Origin of the sequence: Streptomyces tatrensis (assembly GCF_049310065.1) — a bacterium.
Lineage (GTDB): Bacteria > Actinomycetota > Actinomycetes > Streptomycetales > Streptomycetaceae > Streptomyces.
Genome location: NZ_JBMDLB010000011.1, coordinates 5,589,131 through 5,613,317 on the forward strand (window position 1 = coordinate 5,589,131; position 24,187 = coordinate 5,613,317).

Annotated in this window: 22 protein-coding genes; 18 read left to right on the forward strand and 4 right to left on the reverse strand. The window is 70.0% G+C overall.

Annotated elements, in window-relative coordinates:
- The first annotated feature begins 15 nt into the window (after positions 1-15).
- Positions 16-927: a glutaminase gene (locus ACODT5_RS41485; RefSeq protein WP_422524131.1), complete on the forward strand. Its 912-nt coding sequence runs from the start codon at positions 16-18 to the stop codon at positions 925-927.
- A 793-nt stretch (positions 928-1,720) separates the two neighbouring features.
- Here the strand turns inward: ACODT5_RS41485 and ACODT5_RS41490 are convergent.
- Complete coding sequence (locus ACODT5_RS41490) at positions 1,721-2,251, reverse strand: GNAT family N-acetyltransferase (RefSeq protein WP_422524132.1); 531 nt, start codon at positions 2,249-2,251, stop codon at positions 1,721-1,723.
- A gap of 105 nt (positions 2,252-2,356) precedes the next feature.
- Between ACODT5_RS41490 and ACODT5_RS41495 the strand changes: the two genes are divergently transcribed.
- Positions 2,357-3,640 carry a geranylgeranyl reductase family protein gene (locus ACODT5_RS41495; RefSeq protein WP_422524133.1) on the forward strand — a complete coding sequence of 428 codons (1,284 nt, stop codon included), beginning with the start codon at positions 2,357-2,359 and terminating at the stop codon, positions 3,638-3,640.
- Here ACODT5_RS41495 and ACODT5_RS41500 read toward each other — a convergent pair.
- Positions 3,606-3,944, reverse strand: a complete 339-nt coding sequence (locus ACODT5_RS41500) for a hypothetical protein (RefSeq protein ID WP_422524134.1) — start codon at positions 3,942-3,944, stop codon at positions 3,606-3,608. The two genes, ACODT5_RS41495 and ACODT5_RS41500, sit on opposite strands and share 35 nt — an antisense overlap.
- Before the next feature lie 205 nt (positions 3,945-4,149).
- On the opposite strand from ACODT5_RS41500, the gene ACODT5_RS41505 reads away from it, so the two are divergent.
- Positions 4,150-5,133, forward strand: a complete 984-nt coding sequence (locus ACODT5_RS41505) for a hypothetical protein (RefSeq protein ID WP_422524135.1) — start codon at positions 4,150-4,152, stop codon at positions 5,131-5,133.
- Between the two features lie 16 nt (positions 5,134-5,149).
- Here the strand turns inward: ACODT5_RS41505 and ACODT5_RS41510 are convergent, their stop codons facing one another.
- Positions 5,150-5,461 carry a hypothetical protein gene (locus ACODT5_RS41510; protein WP_385383218.1) on the reverse strand — a complete coding sequence of 104 codons (312 nt, stop codon included), beginning with the start codon at positions 5,459-5,461 and terminating at the stop codon, positions 5,150-5,152.
- Positions 5,462-5,863: 402 nt separating this feature from the next.
- Here ACODT5_RS41510 and ACODT5_RS41515 point away from each other — a divergent pair, with 402 nt between their 5' ends.
- A complete protein-coding gene (locus tag ACODT5_RS41515; protein ID WP_422524136.1) occupies positions 5,864-6,277 on the forward strand; it encodes a hypothetical protein in 414 nt (137 codons plus the stop codon).
- Between the two features lie 199 nt (positions 6,278-6,476).
- On the opposite strand, the gene ACODT5_RS41520 is transcribed toward ACODT5_RS41515, so the two are convergent.
- The gene (locus tag ACODT5_RS41520) at positions 6,477-7,343 is read right to left on the reverse strand and encodes a C40 family peptidase (protein ID WP_422524137.1); all 867 of its coding nucleotides are present in this window, start codon (positions 7,341-7,343) and stop codon (positions 6,477-6,479) included.
- 872 nt (positions 7,344-8,215) lie between these two features.
- On the opposite strand from ACODT5_RS41520, the gene ACODT5_RS41525 reads away from it, so the two are divergent.
- Genes ACODT5_RS41525 through nuoN form a run of 14 tightly spaced genes read left to right on the forward strand, consistent with a single transcriptional unit; the run spans position 8,216 to position 24,150 of the window.
- Positions 8,216-8,575: an NADH-quinone oxidoreductase subunit A gene (locus tag ACODT5_RS41525; protein ID WP_030010013.1), complete on the forward strand. Its 360-nt coding sequence runs from the start codon at positions 8,216-8,218 to the stop codon at positions 8,573-8,575.
- A gap of 15 nt (positions 8,576-8,590) precedes the next feature.
- Positions 8,591-9,145: a NuoB/complex I 20 kDa subunit family protein gene (locus tag ACODT5_RS41530; protein WP_243339941.1), complete on the forward strand. Its 555-nt coding sequence runs from the start codon at positions 8,591-8,593 to the stop codon at positions 9,143-9,145.
- Positions 9,142-9,882 carry an NADH-quinone oxidoreductase subunit C gene (locus ACODT5_RS41535; RefSeq protein WP_422524138.1) on the forward strand — a complete coding sequence of 247 codons (741 nt, stop codon included), beginning with the start codon at positions 9,142-9,144 and terminating at the stop codon, positions 9,880-9,882. Before ACODT5_RS41530 ends, ACODT5_RS41535 begins: the two co-directional genes overlap by 4 nt.
- The gene (locus ACODT5_RS41540; RefSeq protein WP_422524139.1) at positions 9,882-11,237 is read left to right on the forward strand and encodes an NADH-quinone oxidoreductase subunit D; all 1,356 of its coding nucleotides are present in this window, start codon (positions 9,882-9,884) and stop codon (positions 11,235-11,237) included. The genes ACODT5_RS41535 and ACODT5_RS41540 overlap by 1 nt, the downstream gene beginning before the upstream one ends.
- Positions 11,234-11,989 (forward strand): NADH-quinone oxidoreductase subunit NuoE, encoded by a 756-nt coding sequence (gene nuoE, locus ACODT5_RS41545; RefSeq protein WP_422524140.1) that lies wholly within the window; start codon positions 11,234-11,236, stop codon positions 11,987-11,989. Before ACODT5_RS41540 ends, nuoE begins: the two co-directional genes overlap by 4 nt.
- On the forward strand, positions 11,989-13,338 hold the full coding sequence (nuoF, locus tag ACODT5_RS41550) for an NADH-quinone oxidoreductase subunit NuoF (protein WP_422524141.1): 1,350 nt from the start codon (positions 11,989-11,991) through the stop codon (positions 13,336-13,338). Before nuoE ends, nuoF begins: the two co-directional genes overlap by 1 nt.
- A complete protein-coding gene (locus ACODT5_RS41555) occupies positions 13,335-15,842 on the forward strand; it encodes an NADH-quinone oxidoreductase subunit G (protein WP_422524142.1) in 2,508 nt (835 codons plus the stop codon). The genes nuoF and ACODT5_RS41555 overlap by 4 nt, the downstream gene beginning before the upstream one ends.
- Complete coding sequence (gene nuoH, locus ACODT5_RS41560) at positions 15,839-17,209, forward strand: NADH-quinone oxidoreductase subunit NuoH (RefSeq protein ID WP_422524143.1); 1,371 nt, start codon at positions 15,839-15,841, stop codon at positions 17,207-17,209. Before ACODT5_RS41555 ends, nuoH begins: the two co-directional genes overlap by 4 nt.
- Positions 17,202-17,819: an NADH-quinone oxidoreductase subunit NuoI gene (gene nuoI / locus ACODT5_RS41565; protein WP_422524144.1), complete on the forward strand. Its 618-nt coding sequence runs from the start codon at positions 17,202-17,204 to the stop codon at positions 17,817-17,819. Before nuoH ends, nuoI begins: the two co-directional genes overlap by 8 nt.
- Positions 17,816-18,628: an NADH-quinone oxidoreductase subunit J gene (locus tag ACODT5_RS41570; protein ID WP_422524145.1), complete on the forward strand. Its 813-nt coding sequence runs from the start codon at positions 17,816-17,818 to the stop codon at positions 18,626-18,628. Before nuoI ends, ACODT5_RS41570 begins: the two co-directional genes overlap by 4 nt.
- Positions 18,625-18,924, forward strand: a complete 300-nt coding sequence (nuoK, locus tag ACODT5_RS41575; RefSeq protein ID WP_112449176.1) for an NADH-quinone oxidoreductase subunit NuoK — start codon at positions 18,625-18,627, stop codon at positions 18,922-18,924. Before ACODT5_RS41570 ends, nuoK begins: the two co-directional genes overlap by 4 nt.
- A 9-nt stretch (positions 18,925-18,933) precedes the next feature.
- A complete protein-coding gene (nuoL, locus tag ACODT5_RS41580; protein WP_422524146.1) occupies positions 18,934-20,874 on the forward strand; it encodes an NADH-quinone oxidoreductase subunit L in 1,941 nt (646 codons plus the stop codon).
- A gap of 1 nt (position 20,875) precedes the next feature.
- Positions 20,876-22,492: an NADH-quinone oxidoreductase subunit M gene (locus ACODT5_RS41585; RefSeq protein WP_422524147.1), complete on the forward strand. Its 1,617-nt coding sequence runs from the start codon at positions 20,876-20,878 to the stop codon at positions 22,490-22,492.
- 38 nt (positions 22,493-22,530) lie between these two features.
- Positions 22,531-24,150 (forward strand): NADH-quinone oxidoreductase subunit NuoN, encoded by a 1,620-nt coding sequence (gene nuoN / locus ACODT5_RS41590; RefSeq protein WP_422525194.1) that lies wholly within the window; start codon positions 22,531-22,533, stop codon positions 24,148-24,150.
- Positions 24,151-24,187: the final 37 nt, after the last annotated feature.

Genomic DNA, 24,187 nt, shown 5'->3' on the forward strand with positions numbered 1-24,187 from the left:
CCCGGGACCCCTCCGATGGACTACCAGGCACTGCTGGAACAGGTCGCCACCGACATCGCCCCGCTGATCGGCAGCGGCACCACCGCCGAGTACATCCCGGCGCTGGCGTCCGTGGACCCGCGGCAGTTCGGGATGGCCATCGCCGATCTCGACGGCAACGTCTTCGGGGTCGGCGACTGGCAGACGCCGTTCTCCACGCAGTCCATCACCAAGGTCTTCGCGCTGGCCCTCGCGCTCGCCGAGGGCGGCGACAGCCTGTGGGAGCGGGTGGGCCGGGAACCCTCCGGCAACCCGTTCAACTCCCTCGTGCAGCTGGAGTACGAGAACGGCATCCCGCGCAACCCCTTCATCAACGCGGGCGCGCTCGTCGTCACCGACCGGCTCCAGACACTGACGGGCGACGCGAGCAGCGAACTGCTGGACTTCCTCCGCGAGGAGAGCCAGAACCCGGACGTCGCCTTCGACGCGGGGGTCGCCGCCTCCGAGCAGGAACACGGGGACCGCAACGCAGCCCTGGCCCACTTCATGGCCGCCTACGGGAACATCGACAACCCGGTGCCGATGCTGCTGGAGCACTACTTCTGGCAGTGCTCCATCGAGATGAGCTGCGCCGACCTGGCCCGCGCCGGCCGCTTCCTGGCCCGGCACGGACTGCGCGCCGACGGCTCCCGTCTCCTCACCCGCAGCGAGGCGAAGCAGGTCAACGCGGTGATGCTGACGTGTGGGACGTACGACGCGGCGGGGGAGTTCGCCTACCGGGTGGGCCTGCCCGGCAAGAGCGGCGTCGGCGGCGGCATCGTCGCGGTCGTCCCCGGAGCGTGCACGCTGGCCGCGTGGAGCCCCGGCCTCGACGCCCAGGGCAACTCGGTGGCCGCGGTGGCCGCCCTGGACCGCTTCACAACCCTGACGGGCCTTTCGGTTTTCTAACGCGCCGCTCGCGCGGTGCGGCCCCTTGAGGGCCTTACCGGCTTCGCGGCGCTGTGCCGGATTCCGTCCGGCGGTGGCTGGTCGGCGCGCCCGCTCCTGCCGCCGGGGGGCGGGGGCCGGTGGGCGGGTGCGGCTGGGTGTGCCCTGCGGGGCGAGTTCCCCTACCCGCCCTTCGCCCGTTCCCCGGGGCTGCGCCCCGGACCCGTTGCCGCGTGCGGCGCCGTTGCCGGGGGCCGGCCCCGGACCCCCGCGCCTCAAACGCCGGCGAGGCTGGATATGGCTGCCTCTGTGCAGCGCAGCGCACGGTGCCGCTGCGCTCCGTCCCGAGCGCTGCGGATGCCGTGCTGCGCAGGACGCGCTGCGCACACGTACTGAGCCAACGTGCTGCGCAAACGTATTGAGCCAACGTGCTGCGCATGCGTGCTGCGCAAGCTGTGCTGCGCACACGCCCAATCCAGCGCCGGCCAAAATCCAGCCCCTCCGGCGTTTGAGGAGCGGGGTCTGGGGCGGGGCCCCAGGGGGTCTGGGCGCAGCCCGGTACCGGGCTCCCGGGCTGCGCCCGGGGACACACCCAGCCCCGCCGGCGTTTGAGGCGCGGGTCAGGGCAGAGCCCTGGGAACGGTGGAAGGGCGGGTAGGGGACTTCGCCCCGCGCAGCGGCAAGGGGTGCTGCGGGGACTTCGCCCCGTGCAGCGGCAAGGGGCGCAGCCGGGACCTACGCTCCGCGTAGCGGCGAGGGTTGCTGCGGGGAGTCCGCCCCGCGCAGCGGCAGGGTAGCCCCGCGCAGCGGGGGGTTACTCGGGGGCGAGGGGCAGCGCGTAGCGGCGGGCGATGCGGGGGCCGCCCGGGATCGGGAAGCGGTCGGCCAGGGTCATGCCCAAGCGCTCCGCCACCGCGATCGAGCGGACATTCGCATCGTCGATCATCGCCACCACATCCGAAACCCCAGCCCCCCGCACCCGCTCCAGCGAAGCCAGCGCAGCGGCATACGCATAGCCCCGCCCCCACGCGGAGCGACCGAGCCGCCACCCGATCTCGATCTCCCCGACCGGCCCCCACGGCTTCGACTCCGGCCACGGCTGCGCCCCGGTGAAGCCGAGCACCTCCCCGTCCCCGTCCAGCAGGGTCCACAGGCAGAAGCCGAGCCGTGCGTCGTGCATCCGCTGTCGCGCGGTGATTTCCTCGTAGAAGGAGAGCTCGGCCGGACCGCCGAGGAACTCCATGACGTCGGGGTCGCGGAAGACCCGGTGCCAGGCGTGCGCGTCCTCGTCCGTGGGCACACGGAGCTGGACGACGGGGAGCGGCCGGGTCGGCGTGGTGGTCACAGGGGGCAGCCCTTCGGATCGCGATCTCTCTCGCTGCATAGACTGCACGTGTTCTTGTGCCGTTGGGCACCCTTATCGAGTTATCGAGCCTTCGGGAGACCCGCCGTGACCGAGCCCCTCTCCGAGCACTCCGCGGACGTGATCGTCGTCGGAGCCGGGCCCGCCGGCTCGACGACCGCCTATTACCTGGCCAAGGCCGGACTTGACGTCCTGCTCCTGGAGAAGACGGCGTTCCCGCGCGAGAAGGTCTGCGGTGACGGTCTGACGCCGCGCGCCACGAAGCAGTTGGTGTCGATGGGCATCGACATCTCCGAAGAGGCCGGCTGGCTGCGCAACAAGGGCCTGCGGATCATCGGCGGCGGCCAGCGGCTCCAGCTGGACTGGCCCGAGCTGGCCTCCTTCCCCGACTACGGACTCGTCCGCAAGCGCGACGACTTCGACGAGACCCTGGCCCGCCAGGCGCAGAAGGCCGGCGCCCGGCTGTACGAGCGCTGCAACGTCGGCGAGCCCGTACGCGACCCCCGCACCGGGCACATCACCGGTGTGAAGGCGAAGCTGGGCGAGGAGAAGACCGAGGTCACCTTCAAGGCCCCGCTGGTCGTCGCGGCCGACGGCAACTCTTCGCGGCTCTCCCTGGCGATGGGGCTGCACCGCCGCGAGGACCGCCCGATGGGCGTGGCCGTGCGCACGTACTTCACCTCGCCCCGCCACGACGACGACTACCTGGAGTCCTGGCTGGAGCTGTGGGACCGGCGCGGCGCCGAGGACCGTCTCCTCCCCGGCTACGGCTGGATCTTCGGCATGGGCGACGGCACCTCCAACGTCGGCCTCGGCATCCTCAACTCCTCCTCCGCCTTCAAGGAGCTGGACTGGCGCGAGGTCCTCAAGGCCTGGTGCGCCTCGATGCCGGAGGACTGGGGCTACACCCCCGAGAACATGACGCAGCCCATCCGCGGCGCGGCCCTGCCGATGGCCTTCAACCGCCAGCCGCATTACACCAAGGGGCTGCTGCTCGTCGGTGACGCGGGCGGGCTCGTCAACCCGTTCAACGGCGAGGGCATCGCCTATGCGATGGAGTCGGGCCAGATCGCCGCCGACGTCATCGTCCAGGCACATTCCCGCGCCACCCCGGCCCTGCGCGAACTGACCCTGCACAGCTACCCGAAGGTCCTCAAGGAGACCTACGGCGGCTACTACACCCTGGGCCGCGCCTTCGTGAAGCTCATCGGCAACCCGAAGATCATGAAGATCGCCGCCCAGCGCGGGCTGAGCCACCCGGTGCTGATGAAGTTCACCCTGAAGATGCTGGCCAACCTGACCGACCCGACGGGCGGCGACTCGATGGACCGCATCATCAACGGCCTTTCGAAGGTCGCCCCCAAGGCCTGACCCTGGCTCTGGCAGGGAGCCCCTCGCGCGGGGTCTCGTACGAGGTCTCGTACGGGGCCTCCCGCGCGGGTTCCGCCGGGCCGTGGACCCGGCGGATGCAGCGGGCCAGGAGGACCAGGCCGCAGAGCATCAGGGTGCCCGAGGCCGTCCAGTCCAGGGTGAGCGTGAGGGGTGAGCCGGGCTTCTGCCAGGGGCGGGTGGTGGTCAGCAGCCAGCCGCCGAGGGACAGGAGTGCGAGCCCGGCGGCGGCCGGGGCGGCGGTGGGACCGGCACCGGGTGCTTCGTCGGACGGGCTGGGCGTCACGGACCACCGCTTCCTGGGACGACTCGGGCGTGCTCGCCCCGGCCATCTTGGCAGGGCGTGCAGTTCGGCACGAGGTGCTCGCAGGTCGGGGCGGGACGGCAAGTTGGTTTCCAGGCAAGAAGTTTGGCTGACCAGCAGGTGAGAAGGCCTTGTCCCCGGTACCGGCCGGACTGTTCAATTTCCGAGAGTGAACAGGTCTCCCGCGATGCGCTCCCGTCCGCTCCGTCACTCCGCCCTCCGCCCCGCCCTCCCGGCCGCCGTCCTGCTGGCGCTCGTCCTGGCCGGCTGCTCGGATCCGGACGGCGGCGGCGCGCACGGGGAGCCGGCCATCGGCGAGGTCGCCGTCGCCCCGGCCATCTCCTCGATCTCGCTGCCCCTGGACGCGTACACGGACACCGACGCCGAGACGGTCCGCATGGGGCAGGTGCAGCAGCGGCTGCTCTCCCGGTGCATGGCCCGGTACGGATTCCCGTACGAGGAGGTCAGGCCGTCCGATCCGGCCGCCGCCCAGGGGTCCGAGGGGCGCCACCGGGCTCTCTTCGGGGCGACCGATCCGGTGTTCGCGGCGGCCCACGGCTACGACATGACCGCGGGCAAGGGGCGGCCGGTCAAGCCCCCGGCCACCCCGCTGAGCGAGAGCGCCACCCTGGTCATGCACGGCGAACGGCCGGGCGGGCAGCAGGGCGCCGCGCAGCCCGCGGACGCCGCGAGCGAGGAGGAGGCCGCGCAGGTGGACAGCGGCATCGACTTCGGCGGGCAGAAGGTGCCGCCCGGCGGATGCATACGGGAGGCGTACCGCAAGCTGTACGCGCCGGCGAAGGGCAGCGTGGACCTGCTGTTCCCGTTCGGGCTGGCCTCGGAGGCGCACGAACGCTCCAAGGGCGATTCGCGGGTGACCGAGGTGCTGAAGAACTGGTCGGCGTGCATGGAGAAGTCCGGGTACACCGGCCTGAAGGATCCCTACGAGGTGGTCCAGAAGCTCGGCCTGGAGACCGATACCGGCAGCCCCAAAGCCGTCACCGCGGCCAAGGCCGACGTCGCCTGCAAGAGCGAGGTGAACCTCGTAGGCATCTGGGCGGCGGTGGAGAAGGCCTACCAGGAGCGGCTGGTGGAGGAGCACGCCGAGACCCTCGCGCTCTACAAGAAGCAGCGCGAGGCCCGCTACAAGCTGGCGGCGGGGATCAGCTGAGCCGTGCGCGCGCGGCTCAGGAGGGCCGGGGCATGCAGGCCCGGTACGCGTCGCGGTGGTCCCGCTTGAGCTCCTGCCACTGCTCGGAGGTGCCGCCGTCCTTCTGCTGCACCTCGCCGGTGACCGGATCCGGGTCCGGGTACCAGGAGATGCCCTTCGCCCGCATGCACGCGGAGGCCTCGCGCGCGGAGGCGAGTTCCTGGGCGCCCGCCTGGACGGGGGAGGGGGGCGGGAGCAGCGGCAGGCAGGCCTGCTGCGCCGGGGAGTACTGCGGGCTCTCCTTCTCCACGAAGTGCGGAGCCCCGTCCTCCCCGTAGGAGATGGTCATTCCGTGTTCCTGCATGCACGTGTAGAACGGCTTGTCCGCCGCCGCGATCGAGGGCGTGGCGGTGGGTCCGGCGGTAAGTCCGGGCTTTCCCGCTCCGGAGTTCTTCCCCGGGAGTTCCCCGCCTGCGCATCCGGTCAGTGCGAGGCACAAAAGGAGTGACGAGGATATTTCGCGTACACGCACGAGGCGTTTCCCTTGCGGTCGGCGGAGTGGCAGGGCGCGTTGGTGCGGGAGGCGGGCGGATGGCCGCGGGAGATCGTAATCGGGTGCCCGTAATGCGGACAAGTCCGTTACCCGCCAAGCCGGTTGTGGCCTGAACAGCCGAGAAGGCCCTTGTACTGCGGTGCCCCGGAAGGTTTAATCCCGGCCGGAATCAATTCCCTGAAGATGGAGAAAAGCCCCATGAGCAAGGCACTTAACAAACTCGCCGCCGGTTGCGTCGCCGCGGTATCCGTCGGCGCCGTTCTCCTTGCGGCAGCAGGGCCGGCCGCCGCCAACACGGAGCGGAACGGGTATCTGGAAACCAGCGAGTTCGGCCTTTACTACAACTCCTACCAAGGGGGTTGTGTCTTCGACCTGATGTCCTCGGACTGGAACTTCTTCAACAACCTCTTCGTCGGCCCGGAGGGCTGCGAGGGCCGGAACCGGGTGACGAACGACGACACCGCTTCGTACCGCAACCGGGACACCTACACGTGGAAGGTGGCCACCGAGGTGAACCTCACCGGTCTCATCGGCTCGCTCCCCCCGGGCTACACGGGCAACGCCAGCGTCAACTTCAAGAACAAGATCACCTCGGCCACGTTCCTCGACTGACGGAGCGGTGCGGGGCCGCCCCTCCTCCGCGGCCTCCCCGCGCCGCCGGACGCGCCCGGGCGCCCCTCTGCGGCTCCAGGAGCCGTCAGGAGCCTCCGGAAGCCCCCAGGACGACCGAAAGGCCGGTACTCCACCCCCGAGCGGGGGAGTACCGGCCTTTCGTGCGTCACCGGGAGCGGCCCGGGACTGCGGGGAGATGTCAGAGGACGCGGACGGCGCCCGTCGGCCGGTCGTAGCTCAGGGAGCGCTCGACGATGCCGGTGCTGGAGTTCTGCGCGCCGACGAACTTGCCGCCGCCGACGTAGATGGCGACGTGGTACGCGCTGCCCTTGGAGCCCCAGTACAGGATGTCGCCCGCCTGGAGGTTGCTCAGGGAGACCGACGTGCCGGAGGTGGACTGCGCCTGCGACATGCGCGGCAGGCTGATGCCGGCCTGGCGGTACGCGGCCTGGACCAGGCCCGAGCAGTCGAACGAGGACGGGCCGGTGCCGCCCATGACGTACGCCTTGCCGACCTGCGCGCGGGCGAAGTTGACGATGGCGGCGGCGGAGCCGGTCGAGGGGGCCGTGACGGTGCCCTTGCCCTGCTCGGAGGAGTCCGAGGAGGCGGACCCGTTCGGGGATCCGGAGTTGCTCTGGATCGGGGCGCGGGCCGCGCTGCGGTTGGCGCGCTCGGCCGCGGCCTTGCGGTCCGCCTCGGCCTTGGCCTTCTGCTTCGCCTCGGCGTCGGCCTTCTGCTGGGCGTCGGCCTTGAGCTGCTTGGCCTCGGCGGCGGCGCCGGTGCGGGCCGTCTCTTCCAGGGCGTGGAGCTCGCCGTCGACGGCGGCGGCACGGGTGTTCTCCGCGGCCTTGGCCACGTGCGAGGACACCTCGGCGCTCAGGTCCAGGTCGAGGACCGGCATTTCGAGCGTGGTCTCGTGCGCGGGCTCGGCGGAGGGGGTGGCGCTCGCCGTGCCGGCCATGGCCAGGGTGCTGAGGACGCCACCGGCAACTCCGGCGCGGACCGCGAGCTTCGAGGCGCTGCGGCGGGGCTTCCGGTGGCTGGGTATGTGAGCGGTGAGGGACATGGGTACAACCGCTATCAGGGCGCGACGGTTCCCTTCAAGAAACGTGGTCTGCGCCACAGTTGTGCGCGAAGCGGGCTAACCGGGCGCGTCGTACCTCTTATTGACGCCGTAACGGGCGAATCGGACAGCCGTCCGTAAGGCTGTGATCATGGGGTTTCCGCAATAAGTCCGAATTGATCCCGGGCCTACCATCCACCCGCACTGATGGCCAAGCCCTCTTTCGGTACCGCGAATTCCGAGTGGCGCAGGTCACAGAAGCGTCACGCCATGCGGACGCTGTGGCCCTCCTGTGACCGAACCGTGAAGCCACCGCCGGGTCGGGACCGGTCCTTGATCCACTGCGAGGGGGCGGCCGGCCCGCTCCGGGGCCGCCTCCGGGCGGCCTCCGGCGGACCCGCGTCCGACTTCCGTCCGATCTCCGTCCGGCCTCCACTCGACCCCCGCCCCCTCCTCTGCCCCGACTTCGTGAACGCATGCACGCGTCCACTCCCGTCCGCGCGGGGTCCCCCGGCCGGGGGACGCCGATCCCTTTATCATCACGCGCACCACCTCGCCAATTTGCATGCAGAGGCCACGATTTGATAGTGCAGCAGGCCTTCCACCTGCGACGACAGATGCGGATGTCACCTTTGGTGATCATGTGGATGCTTCACGTATGAAGATCACTACTCATTGGGCTTCATGATCGTTCGTCGGGTGGTGGAGATCACAAACTCGTTGTTGCAACCCGTGTCGCAGATCACAGATGGGCGGGCATAAGATGCGCACCAGTCCGGCTTGTGAACTGCCTCACATGCGAGACATGCGAGGCGGGGCGCGCGGCGCCGGAGCAGCGGTCCAACGGTCAAGGACGACTGGAAGGAGCGAGGAGCGTGAATGCGTACGCGCCCATCCTCGTGCTCGGCGCCCTCGGCGCAGGGTTTGCGATCTTCTCCGTGGTCATGGCCACGCTGATCGGCCCAAAACGGTACAACCGGGCAAAACTTGAAGCGTACGAGTGCGGCATCGAGCCCACTCCCATGCCCGCCGGCGGCGGCCGCTTCCCCATCAAGTACTACCTGACGGCGATGCTCTTCATCGTCTTCGACATCGAGGTTGTCTTCCTCTACCCCTGGGCGGTCACCTTCGACTCGCTGGGGATCTTCGGGCTCGTCGAGATGCTCCTCTTCGTGCTCACCGTCTTCGTCGCCTACGCCTACGTATGGCGCCGCGGCGGCCTGGAATGGGACTGAGGGGCTGAATTTTCCATGGGACTGGAAGAGAAGCTGCCGAGCGGCTTTCTGCTGACCACCGTCGAACAGGCCGCGGGATGGGTGCGCAAGGCGTCCGTCTTCCCGGCCACCTTCGGCCTGGCCTGCTGCGCCATCGAGATGATGACGACCGGAGCGGGCCGGTACGACCTGGCCCGCTTCGGCATGGAGGTCTTCCGCGGATCCCCGCGCCAGGCCGACCTGATGATCGTGGCGGGCCGGGTCAGCCAGAAGATGGCGCCGGTGCTGCGGCAGGTGTACGACCAGATGCCCGCTCCCAAGTGGGTCATCTCTATGGGTGTTTGTGCGTCTTCGGGCGGAATGTTCAACAACTACGCGATCGTCCAGGGCGTCGACCACATCGTCCCCGTGGACATCTACCTGCCCGGCTGCCCGCCCCGCCCCGAGATGCTGCTCGACGCGATCCTCAAGCTCCACCAGAAGATCCAGGGCGGCAAGCTCGGCGTGAACCGGGAAGAGGCGGCCCGCGAGGCGGAGGAGGCGGCCCTCAAGGCGCTCCCCACCATTGAGATGAAGGGGCTCCTGCGGTGAGCGAGGACCCGGCCGTGCAGAACGGCCCCCATGCCGGCAACGGCGACAACGTGCCCGCGCCCCGGGGCGCGGCCGGCCCCGAGGTGATCGGCGTCCGCAAGGGCATGTTCGGCGCCTCGGGCGGCGGTGACACCAGCGGCTACGGCGGCCTCGTGCGCACCGTGGCCCTGCCCGGCGCGAGCGCCCGCCCGTACGGCTCGTACTTCGACGAGGTCGTCGACGAGCTGGAGGGGGCGCTGGAGGAGCAGGACCTGCTTCCCGAGAACGCGATTGAGAAGGTCGTCGTGGACCGCGGGGAGCTGACCCTCCACATCGCGCGCGAGCACCTCCTCCTCGTGGCGAAGACCCTGCGCGACGACCCGGCCCTGCGCTTCGAGCTCTGCACCGGCGTCAGCGGGGTGCACTTCCCCGCCGACAAGGGTCGCGAGCTGCACGCCGTCTACCACCTGCGCTCGCTCACCCACGGCCGGATCGTGCGGCTGGAGGTCACCGCCCCGGACGCCGACCCGCACGTCCCCTCGATCGTCTCCGTCTACCCGACGAACGACTGGCACGAGCGCGAGACGTACGACTTCTTCGGCCTGATCTTCGACGGGCACCCGGCCCTCACCCGGATCATGATGCCGGACGACTGGCAGGGCTTCCCGCAGCGCAAGGACTACCCGCTCGGCGGCATCGCCATCGAGTACAAGGGCGCCCAGATCCCGGCTCCCGACCAGCGGAGGTCGTACAGCTGATGTCCCCTACATCGAACAGCGCGTCCAACCACGCCTCCGCCGACCATGCTTCGGCGCGCGAAACGACCGAGGGCACCGTCTACACCGTCACCGGTGGCGACTGGGACGAGATCGTCCAGTCGGCGGCCCGTGCCGACGACGAGCGGATCGTCGTCAACATGGGCCCCCAGCACCCCTCCACCCACGGGGTGCTCCGCCTGATCCTGGAGATCGACGGCGAGACGGTCACCGAGGCCCGCTGCGGCATCGGCTACCTCCACACCGGCATCGAGAAGAACCTCGAATACCGGAACTGGACGCAGGGCACCACCTTCGTCACGCGCATGGACTACCTGACGCCGTTCTTCAACGAGACGGCGTACTGCCTGGGCGTCGAGAAGCTGCTTGGCATCACCGATCAGATCCCGGACCGCGCCTCCGTCATCCGCGTCCTGCTGATGGAGCTCAACCGGCTCTCCTCCCACCTGGTGTGCATCGCCACCGGCGGCATGGAGCTGGGCGCGACCACGATCATGATCTACGGGTTCCGCGACCGCGAGCTGATCCTCGACGTGTTCGAGCTGATCACCGGCCTGCGCATGAACCACGCGTTCATCCGCCCCGGCGGCCTCGCGCAGGACCTGCCCCCGGGCGCCGTGGACCAGCTCCGCGAGTTCGTGAAGACCATGAAGAAGAACCTGCCGGAGTACGACAGCCTCGCCACCGGCAACCCCATCTTCAAGGCCCGCATGCAGGACGTCGGCTACCTCGACCTCACCGGCTGCATGGCGCTCGGCGCCACCGGCCCGGTCCTGCGCTCCGCCGGCCTCCCGCACGACCTGCGCAAGACGGACCCGTACTGCGGCTACGAGAACTACGAGTTCGACGTGCCGACCACCGAGTCCTGCGACTCCTACGGGCGGTTCCTGATCCGCCTGGAGGAGATGCGCCAGTCCCTGCGGATCGTCGAGCAGTGCCTGGACCGCCTCGAGCCGGGCCCGGTCATGGTCGCCGACAAGAAGATCGCCTGGCCGGCGCAGCTCGCCATGGGCCCCGACGGCCTCGGCAACTCGCTCGACCACATCAAGCAGATCATGGGCACCTCCATGGAGTCCCTCATCCACCACTTCAAGCTGGTGACCGAGGGCTTCCGGGTACCGGCCGGCCAGGCCTACGCGGCCGTGGAGTCGCCCAAGGGCGAGCTCGGCGTGCACGTCGTCTCCGACGGCGGCACCCGCCCCTACCGGGTCCACTTCCGCGACCCGTCCTTCACCAACCTGCAGGCCATGGCGGCGATGTGCGAGGGCGGCCAGATCGCCGACGTCATCGTGGCCGTCGCCTCCATCGACCCCGTGATGGGAGGCGTCGACCGATGACGGCCAATCAGCCCGTATCAGGGGTGAGCCTGGGCATGCCCCAGCTTCCGGCACCCGACTTCGCGGCGGACGTGCGCGCCCGGCTCGAAGCGGACGCGAAGGAGGTCATCGCCCGCTACCCCGACAGCCGCTCCGCGCTGCTGCCGCTGCTCCACCTCATCCAGTCGGAGGAGGGCTACGTCTCGCGCACCGGCATCCGGTTCTGCGCCGAGGTGCTGGGCCTGACGACCGCAGAGGTCACGGCGGTGGCGACCTTCTACACGATGTACCGGCGCAAGCCCTCCGGCGACTACCAGGTCGGTGTCTGTACGAACACCCTGTGCGCGGTCATGGGCGGCGACGCCATCTTCGAGGAGCTCAAGGACCACCTCGGGGTCGGCAACAACGAGACCACCCCCGACGGCAAGGTCACCCTCGAGCACATCGAGTGCAACGCGGCCTGCGACTACGCCCCCGTGGTGATGGTCAACTGGGAGTTCTTCGACAACCAGACCCCCGAGTCCGCCAAGGCGATGGTGGACGACCTGCTGGCCGGCCGCACCGTCGAGCCGACCCGGGGCGCGCCGCTGTGCACGTACAAGGAGACCGCCCGGATCCTGGCGGGCTTCCCCGACGAGCGCGAGGGCGCCGTCGAGGCCAGTGGCGGCGCGGGTCACGCGTCCCTGATCGGCCTGCGCATCGCGCGCGGCGAAGTCCCGCACACCCCGATCGTGCACCCGCGCGGCGAGGCCACCATCGAGGGAGGGGAGTGATGACCGTGTCCACCGAACTGAGCAAGAACGGCACGAGTCCGGAGAAGCTCCTCGCGCCCGTCCTGTCGGCGTTCTGGGACGAGCCGCGGTCGTGGACGCTGGAGACCTACCGGCGTCACGAGGGGTACGAGGGCCTGCGCAAGGCGCTCGCCATGACCCCCGACGACCTGATCGCCTACGTGAAGGACTCGGGCCTGCGCGGACGCGGCGGCGCGGGCTTCCCCACCGGCATGAAGTGGCAGTTCATCCCGCAGGGCGACGGCAAGCCGCACTACCTCGTGGTGAACGCGGACGAGTCGGAGCCGGGAACCTGCAAGGACATCCCCCTCCTCTTCGCCAACCCGCATTCCCTCATCGAGGGAATGATCATCGCCTGCTACGCGATCCGCTCGGAGCACGCCTTCATCTACCTGCGCGGCGAGACCGTGCCGGTCCTGCGGCGCCTGCACGAGGCGGTCCGCGAGGCGTACGAGGCCGGCTACCTCGGGGAAAACGTCCTCGGGAGCGGGCTGAAGCTCGACATCACCGTGCACGCGGGCGCGGGCGCCTACATCTGCGGCGAGGAAACGGCCCTCCTCGACTCCCTCGAAGGCCGGCGCGGCCAGCCCCGGCTGCGTCCGCCCTTCCCCGCGGTCGAGGGGCTCTACGCCTGCCCCACCGTGGTGAACAACGTGGAGTCCATCGCCTCGGTTCCCGCGATCCTGAACAAGGGCAAGGACTGGTTCAAGTCGATGGGGACCGAGAAGTCCCCCGGCTTCACCCTGTACTCGCTCTCCGGGCACGTGGTCGGCCCCGGCCAGTACGAGGCCCCGCTCGGGATCACCCTGCGCCAGCTCCTCGACATGAGCGGCGGCATGCGCCCCGGGCACCGGCTGAAGTTCTGGACCCCGGGCGGCTCCTCCACCCCGATGTTCACCGAGGAGCACCTCGACGTCCCCCTGGACTACGAGGGCGTCGGCGCGGCCGGCTCCATGCTCGGCACCAAGGCCCTGCAGTGCTTCGACGAGACGACCTGCGTGGTGCGGGCGGTGACCCGCTGGACCGAGTTCTACGCCCACGAGTCCTGCGGCAAGTGCACGCCCTGCCGCGAAGGCACGTACTGGCTCGTCCAGTTGCTGCGCGACATCGAAGCGGGCCACGGGGTCATGTCCGACCTCGACAAGCTGAACGACATCGCCGACAACATCAACGGCAAGTCGTTCTGCGCGCTGGGTGACGGCGCCGCCAGCCCCATCTTCTCCTCGCTCAAGTACTTCCGCGCGGAGTACGAGCAGCACATCACGGGCAAGGGCTGCCCCTTCGACCCCAAGAAGTCGACCCTCTGGGCCGACACGGAGGTGACCGCATGACCGTGACCACCACAGCGGCCTCCGGCGGCGGGGAAGCGGCGGTTCCCCCGGTGGACCAGATCTCCCTGACCATCGACGGCATCGAACTGTCGGTGCCCAAGGGGACCCTGGTCATCCGGGCCGCCGAACAGCTCGGCATCGAGATCCCCCGGTTCTGCGACCACCCCCTCCTCTCCCCGGTCGGCGCCTGCCGCCAGTGCATCGTCGAGGTCGAGGGCCAGCGCAAGCCGATGGCCTCCTGCACCATCACCTGCACCGACGGCATGGTCGTCAAGACCCAGCTGACCTCCCCGGTCGCCGAGAAGGCCCAGCGCGGGGTGATGGAGCTGCTGCTCATCAACCACCCGCTGGACTGCCCGGTCTGCGACAAGGGCGGCGAGTGCCCGCTGCAGAACCAGGCGATGTCCCACGGCAACGCCGAATCGCGTTTCGAGGGCAAGAAGCGCACCTACGAGAAGCCGGTCCCGATCTCCACGCAGGTGCTGCTGGACCGCGAGCGGTGCGTGCTCTGCGCCCGCTGCACCCGCTTCTCCAACGAGATCGCCGGCGACCCGATGATCGAACTCCTCGAGCGCGGCGCGCTCCAGCAGGTCGGCACCGGCGAGGACGACCCCTTCGAGTCGTACTTCTCCGGCAACACCATCCAGATCTGCCCGGTCGGCGCCCTCACCTCGGCCGCCTACCGGTTCCAATCCCGCCCCTTCGACCTCGTCTCCTCCCCGAGCGTGTGCGAGCACTGCGCGGGCGGCTGCGCCACGCGCACCGACCACCGCCGCGGCAAGGTGCTGCGCCGGCTGGCCGCGGAGGACCCCGAGGTCAACGAGGAGTGGATCTGCGACAAGGGCCGCTTCGGGTTCCGCTACGCGCAGCGCCCCGACCGGCTCACCACCCCGCTGGTGCGCGGCACCGACGGGGTCCTCGCCCCGGCGAGCTGGCCCGAGGCCCTGGAGGCCGCGGCGAACGGACTGGCCGCCGCGCGCGGCCGGGCCGGAGTGCTGACCGGCGGCCGGCTCACCGTCGAGGACGCCTACGCGTACGCCAAGTTCGCCCGCGTCGTGCTCGACACCAACGACATCGACTTCCGGGCCCGGGTGCACAGCGCGGAGGAGACCGAGTTCCTGGCCGCCTCCGTCGCCGGCATCGGCAAGGACCTCGACGGGCACGGCGTCACCAACGCCTCGCTGGAGGCGGCCCCGGCCGTGCTCCTCGTCGGCATCGAGGCCGAGGAGGAGGCCCCCGGGGTCTTCCTGCGGCTGCGCAAGGCCCACCGCAAGCACAAGCAGCGGACCTTCGCCCTCGCCCCGTTCGCCACACGCGGCCTGGAGAAGGCGGGCGGCACCCTGCTGGCCGCCGCCCCCGGCACCGAGCCCGAGTGGCTGAACGCCCTGGCCTCCGACACCGGCCTGGAGGACGGCGGCCAGGCCGCCTCCGACGCGCTGCGCCTGCCCGGCGCGGTCATCGTCGTGGGGGAGCGCCTCGCGGGCGTGCCCGGCGCGCTGACCGCGGCCGTACGGGTCGCGGGCGCCACCGGCGCCACCCTGGTGTGGATCCCGCGCCGGGCCGGAGAGCGGGCCGCCGTCGAGGCGGGCGCGCTGCCGTCCCTGCTGCCGGGCGCCCGCCCGGCCACCGACCCGCGGGCCCGCGACGAGGTCGCCGCCGCCTGGGGCCTGGACGAGCTGCCGCACCGCTACGGCCGCGACACCGGCCAGATCGTCGAGGCCGCCGCCACCCGGGAGCTCTCCGCCCTGCTGGTCGCGGGCGTCGAGCTCACCGACCTGCCGGACCCGGCCCGCGCCAGGGCCGCGCTCCAGGAGGCCTTCGTGGTCTCCCTGGAACTGCGGCCCAGCGAGGTCACCGACCACGCGGACGTCGTCTTCCCGGTCGCGGCCGTCGCCGAGAAGCCCGGCGCGTTCATCAACTGGGAGGGCAGGGTCCGGCCGTTCGAGGCCGCGCTCAAGCCCGAGCAGATGACCCGCCGCCTGGCCCCCGCCGACTCCCGCGTGCTGCACATGCTGGCCGACGCGGCCGACCGCCCGATCGCCCTGGCCGACGTACACGCCGTACGGCGGGAGATCGACCGGCTCGGCCCGTGGGCCGGGGAGCGCGCCGCCGGACAGTCCGGGGACAGGGAGCTGCTGCCCCGTCCCGGCGCGGGCGAGGCCGTCCTCGCCGGCCACCGGCTCCTCCTCGACCAGGGGCTGCTGCAGGACGGCGACGAGGCCCTGGCCGGCACCCGGCACGAGGCCAGTGCCCGCCTCTCGGCCGCCACGGCCGCCGAAACCGGCGTCAAGAACGGCGATGTCCTCGCGGTGACCGGCCCCGCCGGCTCCGTGGAACTGCCGCTGCGCATCACCGAGATGCCCGACCGGGTGGTCTGGCTCCCGATGAACTCCACCGGCTCCGGGGTCCTCGCCGACACCGGAGCCCGCCCGGGGGCCCTGGTCCGCATCGGCCCGGCCACCCCCGCCGACACCAGCGACTCCCCTGCGGAGGTGGGCGCGTGAACACCGTTCAGATCGCCGCCGAAGACCTCTCCCTGTTCGGCAGGGACGTCTGGTGGCTCGTCGTCGTCAAGGCGGTGTTCTGCTTCGCCTTCCTGATGGTGACCGTGCTCTTCTCCATCGTGTGGGAGCGCAAGGTCGTCGCCTGGATGCAGCTGCGCATCGGCCCCAACCGGCACGGCCCCTGGGGCATGCTCCAGTCGCTCGCCGACGGCGTGAAGCTGATGCTGAAGGAAGACCTGATCGTCAAGCGGGCCGACAAGGTTGTCTACGTCCTTGCCCCGATCATCGCGGCGATCCCGGCCTTCATGGCCATCGCGGTGATCCCCTTCGGCCCCTCGGGCAACGAGGTCTCCATCTTCGGCCAGCGCACCACGATGCAGCTGACCGACCTGCCGATCGCGATGCTCTACATCCTCGCGGTGGCCTCGGTCGGCATCTACGGCATCGTGCTGGCGGGCTGGTCGTCCGGCTCCACGTACCCGCTCCTCGGCGGCCTGCGCTCCTGCGCGCAGATGATCTCGTACGAGATCGCGATGGGCGCGGCCTTCGCCTCGGTCTTCCTCTACTCCGGGTCGATGTCGACCTCGGCGATCGTCGAAGCCCAGGCCGACCGCTGGTACATCATCCTGCTGCCGGTCTCCTTCATCATCTACGTCATCACGATGGTCGGCGAGACGAACCGCGCCCCCTTCGACATGCCGGAGTCCGAGGGCGACCTGGTCGGCGGCTTCAACACCGAGTACTCCTCCATCAAGTTCGCGCTGTTCATGCTCGCCGAGTACGTCAACATGGTCACCGTCTCCGCGGTCTCCGTCACCCTCTTCCTGGGCGGCTGGCGGGCCCCGGCGCCGATCTCCACGTACTGGGAGGGCGCGAACCACGGCTGGTGGCCGATGCTCTGGTTCGTCCTCAAGGTCCAGCTGCTGCTGTTCTTCTTCATCTGGCTCCGCGGCACGCTCCCACGCGTGCGCTACGACCAGCTGATGAAGCTCGGCTGGAAGGTGCTGATCCCGGTCTCGCTGGTGTGGCTGATGCTGGTCGCCACCGTCCGGGCGCTGCGCAACGAGAACTACGACTTCCAGGAGATCGTGCTCTACGTCGGCGGCGGGGTCATCGCGCTCCTGCTGCTGTCCTTCGTCGCGGACCTGTTCCGCGACAAGAAGGAGAAGACGGCCCTCGCGGACGCCGAACTGGCCGCGGCCGCCGAACCCTTCGACCCCCTGGCGGGCGGATTCCCCGTACCGCCCAAGCCCGGCCAGCACCTGGCACCCGTACCGCGCAGGCGGCCCCGCAGTGAGCGGGAGCTCATTGTCAGTGGCGCGGCGAATACTGACAGTGACCGAGAGGAGGGTGCTGAGAATGTCTGACAAGTCTGACGCCGAGCAGGGCGAGAAGTGGCAGAACCCGGTGGCCGGCTTCGGCGTGACCTTCAAGGCCATGTTCAAGAAGCGCCTCACCGAGCAGTACCCGGAGCAGGAAAAGACCACCGCACCCCGCTTCCACGGGCGGCACCAGCTCAACCGCCACCCGGACGGTCTGGAGAAGTGCATCGGGTGCGAGCTGTGCGCCTGGGCCTGTCCCGCCGACGCGATCTACGTCGAGGGCGCGGACAACACCGAGGAGGAGCGCTACTCCCCGGGTGAGCGGTACGGCGCGGTCTACCAGATCAACTACGCCCGCTGCATCCTGTGCGGGCTGTGCGTCGAGGCGTGCCCGACCAGGGCGCTGACCATGACGAACGAGTTCGAACTGGCCGACTCCAGCCGCGAAGCGCTCATCTACACCAAGGAGCAGCTGCTCTCCGGGCTGACCGAGGGCATGGTCGAGGCCCCGCACTCGATCTTCCCGGGCGCCGAGGACACGGACTACTACCGCGGGCTGGTGACCGGGGCGGCTCCCGGCACGGTCCGCCAGCGCGCCGTCTCCAAGGGCGAGACCGCGGCCTCCGAAGACGCGTCCGAGGGGGTGGGGGCATGAGCGCCCTCGCCGCGGCCGCCACCCTCACCTCCACCGGTGAGGCGGTCCAGTTCTGGGTCCTCGGCACGGTCGCCGTCATCGGCGCGCTGGCCACGATCCTGATGAAGAAGGCCATGCACAGCGCCCTGAGCCTGGCCGGGACGATGATCATCCTGGCGGTCTTCTACCTCGCCAACGGGGCGTACTTCCTCGGCATCGTCCAGGTCGTCGTCTACACCGGCGCGATCATGATGCTCTTCCTCTTCATCGTCATGCTCGTCGGCGTCACCGCCGCGGACTCGCTGACCGAGACCATCAAGGGGCAGCGCTGGCTGGCGGTCCTGTGCGGACTCGGCTTCGGCATCCTGCTCATCGCGGGCATCGGCAACGCCAAGCTCACCCACTTCAACGGACTCGGCCGGATCAACTCCGGCGGGCACGTCGAGGGCCTGGCCACGCTGATCTTCACCAAGTACGTGTTCGCCTTCGAGCTCACCGGCGCCCTGCTGATCACGGCGGCCGTCGGCGCGATGGTGCTCACCCACCGCGAGCGCACCGAGCGGGCCGCCACCCAGCGCGAGCTCGCCGAGCGCCGCGTACGCGAGGGCGTCCAGCTCCCGCCGCTGCCCGCACCCGGCGTCTACGCCCGGCACAACGCCGTGGACGTAGCGGGCCTGCTGCCGGACGGCACCCCCTCCGAGCTCACCGTCAACCAGACGCTGCGCGCCCGCGGCCAGATCAGGGACGTCTCCGGCAAGGCCCTGGACGACCTGAAGGCCCTGGAGCAGCGGTCGTCCGAGCGGCTCGGCCGTGAGGAGGCCTCGAAGTGAACCCGGTCAACTACCTGTACCTGTCCGCGCTGCTGTTCACCATCGGCGCGGCGGGCGTCCTGATCCGGAAGAACGCGATCGTGCTGTTCATGTGCGTCGAGCTCATGCTCAACGCCTGCAACCTCGCCTTCGTCACCTTCTCCCGGATGCACGGCAACCTCGACGGCCAGATCATCGCGTTCTTCACGATGGTCGTCGCCGCCGCCGAGGTCGTGGTGGGCCTCGCGATCATCGTGTCGCTGTTCCGTACCCGCCACTCGGCCTCGGTCGACGACGCCAGCCTGATGAAGCTGTAAGGGGTCGCTGTGGAGAACATGATCGCGCTGCTGGTAGCAGCGCCCCTGCTCGGAGCGGTGGTGCTGCTCTGCGGCGGCCGCCGTCTCGACAAGACCGGCCACTGGATCGGCACGCTGTTCGCCGCCGTCTCCTTCGGCATCGGACTCGCCCTCTTCGCCGACATGCTCGGCAAGGGCGCCGAGGACCGGACCTTCCACCAGCGGCTGTTCAGCTGGATCCCGGTGGAGGGCTTCCAGGCCGACGTCGGCTTCCAGCTCGACCAGCTGTCGATGACCTTCGTCCTGCTGATCTCCGGGGTGGGCACGCTCATCCACGTGTACTCCATCGGGTACATGGAGCACGACGAGCGCCGCCGCCGCTTCTTCGGATACCTCAACCTCTTCGTCGCCGCGATGCTGCTCCTGGTCATCGCCGACAACTACCTCCTGCTGTACGTCGGCTGGGAGGGCGTGGGCCTCGCCTCGTACCTCCTCATCGGCTTCTGGCAGCACAAGCCCAGCGCGGCCACCGCCGCGAAGAAGGCCTTCCTGGTCAACCGGGTCGGCGACATGGGCCTTTCGATCGCCATCATGCTGATGTTCACCACCTTCGGAACCTTCGCCTTCGGCCCGGTCCTCGGCTCGGTGTCCGAGGCCGGCGAGGGCAAGCTGACGGCGATCGCCCTGATGCTGCTGCTTGCCGCGTGCGGCAAGTCGGCCCAGGTGCCGCTGCAGTCCTGGCTCGGCGACGCGATGGAGGGCCCGACCCCGGTCTCGGCCCTCATCCACGCGGCGACCATGGTCACCGCCGGCGTCTACCTGATCGTCCGCTCGGGAGCCATCTTCAACGGCGCCCCGGACGCGCAGACCGCGGTCGTCGTGGTCGGCGCCGTCACGCTCCTCTTCGGTGCGATCGTCGGTTGCGCGAAGGACGACATCAAGAAGGCCCTCGCGGGCTCGACGATGTCGCAGATCGGCTACATGATCCTGGCGGCCGGCCTCGGCCCCATCGGATACGTGTTCGCGATCATGCACCTGGTCACGCACGGCTTCTTCAAGGCGGGCCTCTTCCTCGGCGCCGGTTCCGTGATGCACGGGATGAACGACGAGGTCGACATGCGCAAGTACGGCGGCCTGCGCAAGTACATGCCGGTGACTTTCGTGACCTTCGGGCTGGGGTACCTCGCCATCATCGGGTTCCCGGGTCTGTCGGGCTTCTTCTCCAAGGACATGATCATCGAGGCGGCCTTCGCGAAGGGCGGCACCCAGGGCTGGATCCTCGGCGGGGTGACCCTGCTCGGCGCGGCGATCACCGCCTTCTACATGACCCGGGTCATGCTCCTCACCTTCTTCGGCGAGAAGCGCTGGCAGCCGGCGCCCGACCCGGAGACGACGCCCGGCGTGGAGCCCGGCGTCGAGGCGCACCCCGGCGAGATGCCGCACCCGCACGAGTCCCCGAAGTCCATGACCATCCCGATGATCATCCTGGCCTTCGGCTCGGTCTTCGCCGGCGGGTTCTTCGGGATCGGCGACCGCTTCCTGCACTGGCTGGAGCCCGTCACCGGACACCAGCACGGACACCCGCCGATCAGCGCGCTGACGGTGACGCTGGCCACCATGGTGGTCCTCGTCATCGGCGTCGCCATCGCCTGGGTGATGTACGGCAGGAAGCCCGTCCCGGTCGTCGCCCCGCGCGGCTCGCTCCTCACCCGGGCGGCCCGGCGGGACCTCTACCAGGACGACTTCAACCACGTGGTCCTGGTCCGCGGCGGGGAGCACCTGACCCGCTCCCTCGTCTACGTCGACCACACCCTGGTCGACGGCGTGGTCAACGGGACGGCCGCCGGAGTCGGCGGGCTGTCGGGCCGGCTGCGCAAGCTGCAGAACGGCTACGCCCGCAGCTACGCGGTCTCGATGTTCGCAGGCACGGCGATCCTGATCGCCGCGACCCTGCTGATGAGGGCGGTGTGAGATGAGTTTCCCGCTTCTGACGGTGACGGCCGCGGTCCCCGCGGTCGGAGCGATCCTGACGGCGGCCGTCCCGGCCGCCCGCCGGACCGCCGCCAAATGGCTCGCCCTGTTCTTCTCGCTGGCGACCCTGGCGCTGGCCGTGCTCGTCGCGGTCCGCTTCGAGCCCGGTGGCGACCGCTACCAGCTCACCGAATCGCGCTCCTGGATCGCCGACTTCGGCGTCCGCTACGAACTGGGCGTCGACGGCATCGGGGTGGTGCTGATCGCTCTCACCGCGCTGCTCATCCCCTTCGTGATCGCGGCCGGCTGGCACGACGCCGACCCGCTGGAGACCGAAGCGTCCAATAGCAGCTTCGCTGCGGGTTCCCGCTGGCGGCCGACCCAGGGCTTCTTCGCCCTGATCCTGCTGGTCGAGGCGATGGTGATCATCTCCTTCGAGGCCACCGACGTCTTCCTCTTCTACATCTTCTTCGAAGCCATGCTCATCCCGATGTACTTCCTCATCGGCGGCTTCGGAGACCGGGCACACTCCGGGTCCGACGAGAACGCGGCCGCGCAGCGCTCGTACGCGGCGGTCAAGTTCCTCCTCTACAACCTGGTCGGCGGCCTGATCATGCTGGCCGCCGTCATCGGGCTGTACGTGGTCGCCGGGAACTTCTCGCTCCAGGAGATCGCCGCCGCCCGCGCCGCGGGCACGCTCGACATGGCGACCAACACCGAGCGGTGGCTGTTCCTCGGCTTCTTCTTCGCCTTCGCGGTGAAGGCCCCGCTCTGGCCGCTGCACACCTGGCTGCCGAACGCGATGGGCGAGGCCACGGCCCCGGTCGCCGTCCTGATCACCGCCGTCGTCGACAAGGTCGGCACCTTCGCGATGCTCCGCTTCTGCCTCGGGCTCTTCCCCGAGGCCAGCAAGTGGGCCACGCCGGTGATCCTGGTCCTGGCCCTGATCAGCATCATCTACGGCGCGCTGGTCGCCTGCGGGCAGCGGGACATCAAGCGGCTGGTGGCGTACGCGTCCATCTCGCACTTCGGCTTCATCATCCTGGGCATCTTCGCGATGACCTCCCAGGGCCAGTCGGGCGCGACGCTGTACATGGTCAACCACGGGCTCTCGACGGCGGCGCTCATGCTGGTCGCCGGCTTCCTGATCTCGCGGCGCGGCTCCCGGCTCATCGCCGACTACGGCGGCGTGCAGAAGGTGGCCCCGGTCCTGGCCGGCACCTTCCTCATCGGAGGCCTCGCGACCCTGTCGCTCCCGGGCCTCGCCCCGTTCGTCAGTGAGTTCCTGGTCCTGGTCGGCACGTTCGCCCGGTACCCGGTCGTCGGCATCATCGCCACCTTCGGCATCGTGCTGGCGGCGCTCTACACGCTGGTCCTCTACCAGCGCACCATGACCGGCCCGGTCAAGGAGGAGGTCCGCACCATGCCGGACCTGCGCCTGCGGGAGGTCCTGGTGGTCGCCCCGCTGATCGCGCTGCTGATCGGACTGGGCGTCTACCCGAAGGTCCTGACCGACATCGTCAACCCGGCGGTGGAGCACACCATGTCGGACGTCAAGCAGACGGACCCGAAGCCCGAGGTGGCTGTCGAGGCCAAGAACGGGGAGGGGGCGAAGTGAGCACCCTGACTGCCGCAGCCCAGAACCTGCTGCCGAACCTGGCGGCCGCGGCGCCGATCGACAAGATCCCGGCCCCGCAGATCGAGTACGCCCAGCTGTCGCCCACGCTCATCGTGCTGGGCGCGGCGATCATCGGAGTCCTCGTCGAGGCCTTCGTACCGCGCAAGGCCCGTTACTACACGCAGGTGTTCCTCGCCGTCGCCGCGCTGGCCTCGGCCTTCGCGGCGGTCGTCGGACTCGCCGCCGGCGGGTACGGCAGCACCAAGGCGCACATCGCGGCCATGGGCGCCATCGCCGTGGACGGGCCGGCCCTCTTCCTGCAGGGCACGATCATCCTGGCCTCGGTCGTGGCCATCTTCACCTTCGCCGAGCGGCGCCTGGACCCGGCCGCTCACGGCAACCGGGTGGACTCCTTCGCCGCACAGGCGGCGTCCGTACCGGGCAGCGAGAGCGAGAAGGAAGCCGTCAAGGCGGGCTTCGCCACCACCGAGGTCTTCCCGCTCGCGCTGTTCGCGGTCGCCGGCATGCTGATCTTCCCCGCGGCCAACGACCTGCTGACGCTGTTCGTGGCCCTGGAGGTCTTCTCCCTCCCGCTGTACCTGCTCTGCGCCCTCGCCCGCCGCCAGCGGCTGATGTCGCAGGAGGCGGCCGTCAAGTACTTCCTGCTCGGCGCCTTCTCCTCCGCCTTCCTCCTCTTCGGCATCGCGCTCGTCTACGGCTACGCGGGATCCGTCTCGTACGCGACGATCGCGGAGGTCGTCGACGGCACCGTCGCCAACATCGACCCGGCGCTCGCCGACACCATGGGCAACGACGCGCTGCTGCTGATCGGCGGCGCGCTGATCCTGATGGGCCTGCTCTTCAAGGTCGGCGCGGTCCCCTTCCACATGTGGACCCCGGACGTCTACCAGGGCGCCCCCACCCCGGTCACCGGCTTCATGGCGGCGGCGACGAAGGTGGCGGCGTTCGGCGCGCTCCTGCGCCTGCTGTACGTCGTCCTCCCGGGCCTGCGCTGGGACTGGCGGCCGGTCATGTGGGGCGTCGCGATCGTCACGATGCTGGCGGGAGCCGTCATCGCGGTCACCCAGACCGACGTCAAGCGGCTCCTCGCCTACTCCTCGATCGCGCACGCCGGCTTCATCCTGGCCGGTGTGATCGCCACCTCGGCGGAGGGCATCCAGTCCGTCCTCTTCTACCTGGCCGCGTACTCCTTCGTGACGATCGGCGCCTTCGCGGTGGTCACGCTGGTGCGCGACGCGGGCGGCGAGGCCACGCACCTGTCCAAGTGGGCGGGGCTCGGCCGTCGTTCGCCGCTGACGGCGGCGGTCTTCGCGGTCTTCCTGCTCGCCTTCGCGGGCATCCCGCTGACCTCAGGCTTCTCCGGCAAGTTCGCCGTGTTCAAGGCGGCGGCGGAGGGCGGCGCGGGAGCGCTGGTCGTGGTCGGTGTCATCTCGTCCGCGATCGCCGCGTTCTTCTACATCCGGGTGATCGTCCTGATGTTCTTCAGCGAGCCGAAGGCGGACGGCCCCACAGTCGCCGTCCCGTCCCCGCTGACGATGACGACCATCGCGGTGGGCGTCGCGGTCACGGTGGTGCTGGGTGTGGCCCCGCAGTACTTCCTGGACCTGGCGGGGAGTGCGAGCACGTTCGTGCGCTGACCGTACGGAGTACGGCCTGGGGCCCGGCTTCCCGTTG

What these genes read in the sequence shown, in the direction of transcription:
- ACODT5_RS41485 (WP_422524131.1), top strand. Translation starts at nt 16, where the DNA reads ATGGACTACCAGGCACTGCTGGAACAGGTCGCCACCGACATCGCCCCG.
- ACODT5_RS41505 (WP_422524135.1), top strand. Translation starts at nt 4,150, where the DNA reads ATGCGCTCCCGTCCGCTCCGTCACTCCGCCCTCCGCCCCGCCCTCCCG.
- ACODT5_RS41510 (WP_385383218.1), bottom strand. Translation starts at nt 5,461, where the DNA reads ATGACCATCTCCTACGGGGAGGACGGGGCTCCGCACTTCGTGGAGAAG.
- ACODT5_RS41515 (WP_422524136.1), top strand. Translation starts at nt 5,864, where the DNA reads ATGAGCAAGGCACTTAACAAACTCGCCGCCGGTTGCGTCGCCGCGGTA.
- ACODT5_RS41520 (WP_422524137.1), bottom strand. Translation starts at nt 7,343, where the DNA reads ATGTCCCTCACCGCTCACATACCCAGCCACCGGAAGCCCCGCCGCAGC.
- ACODT5_RS41530 (WP_243339941.1), top strand. Translation starts at nt 8,591, where the DNA reads ATGGGACTGGAAGAGAAGCTGCCGAGCGGCTTTCTGCTGACCACCGTC.
- ACODT5_RS41540 (WP_422524139.1), top strand. Translation starts at nt 9,882, where the DNA reads ATGTCCCCTACATCGAACAGCGCGTCCAACCACGCCTCCGCCGACCAT.
- nuoE (WP_422524140.1), top strand. Translation starts at nt 11,234, where the DNA reads ATGACGGCCAATCAGCCCGTATCAGGGGTGAGCCTGGGCATGCCCCAG.
- nuoF (WP_422524141.1), top strand. Translation starts at nt 11,989, where the DNA reads ATGACCGTGTCCACCGAACTGAGCAAGAACGGCACGAGTCCGGAGAAG.
- ACODT5_RS41555 (WP_422524142.1), top strand. Translation starts at nt 13,335, where the DNA reads ATGACCGTGACCACCACAGCGGCCTCCGGCGGCGGGGAAGCGGCGGTT.
- nuoI (WP_422524144.1), top strand. Translation starts at nt 17,202, where the DNA reads ATGTCTGACAAGTCTGACGCCGAGCAGGGCGAGAAGTGGCAGAACCCG.
- ACODT5_RS41570 (WP_422524145.1), top strand. Translation starts at nt 17,816, where the DNA reads ATGAGCGCCCTCGCCGCGGCCGCCACCCTCACCTCCACCGGTGAGGCG.
- ACODT5_RS41585 (WP_422524147.1), top strand. Translation starts at nt 20,876, where the DNA reads ATGAGTTTCCCGCTTCTGACGGTGACGGCCGCGGTCCCCGCGGTCGGA.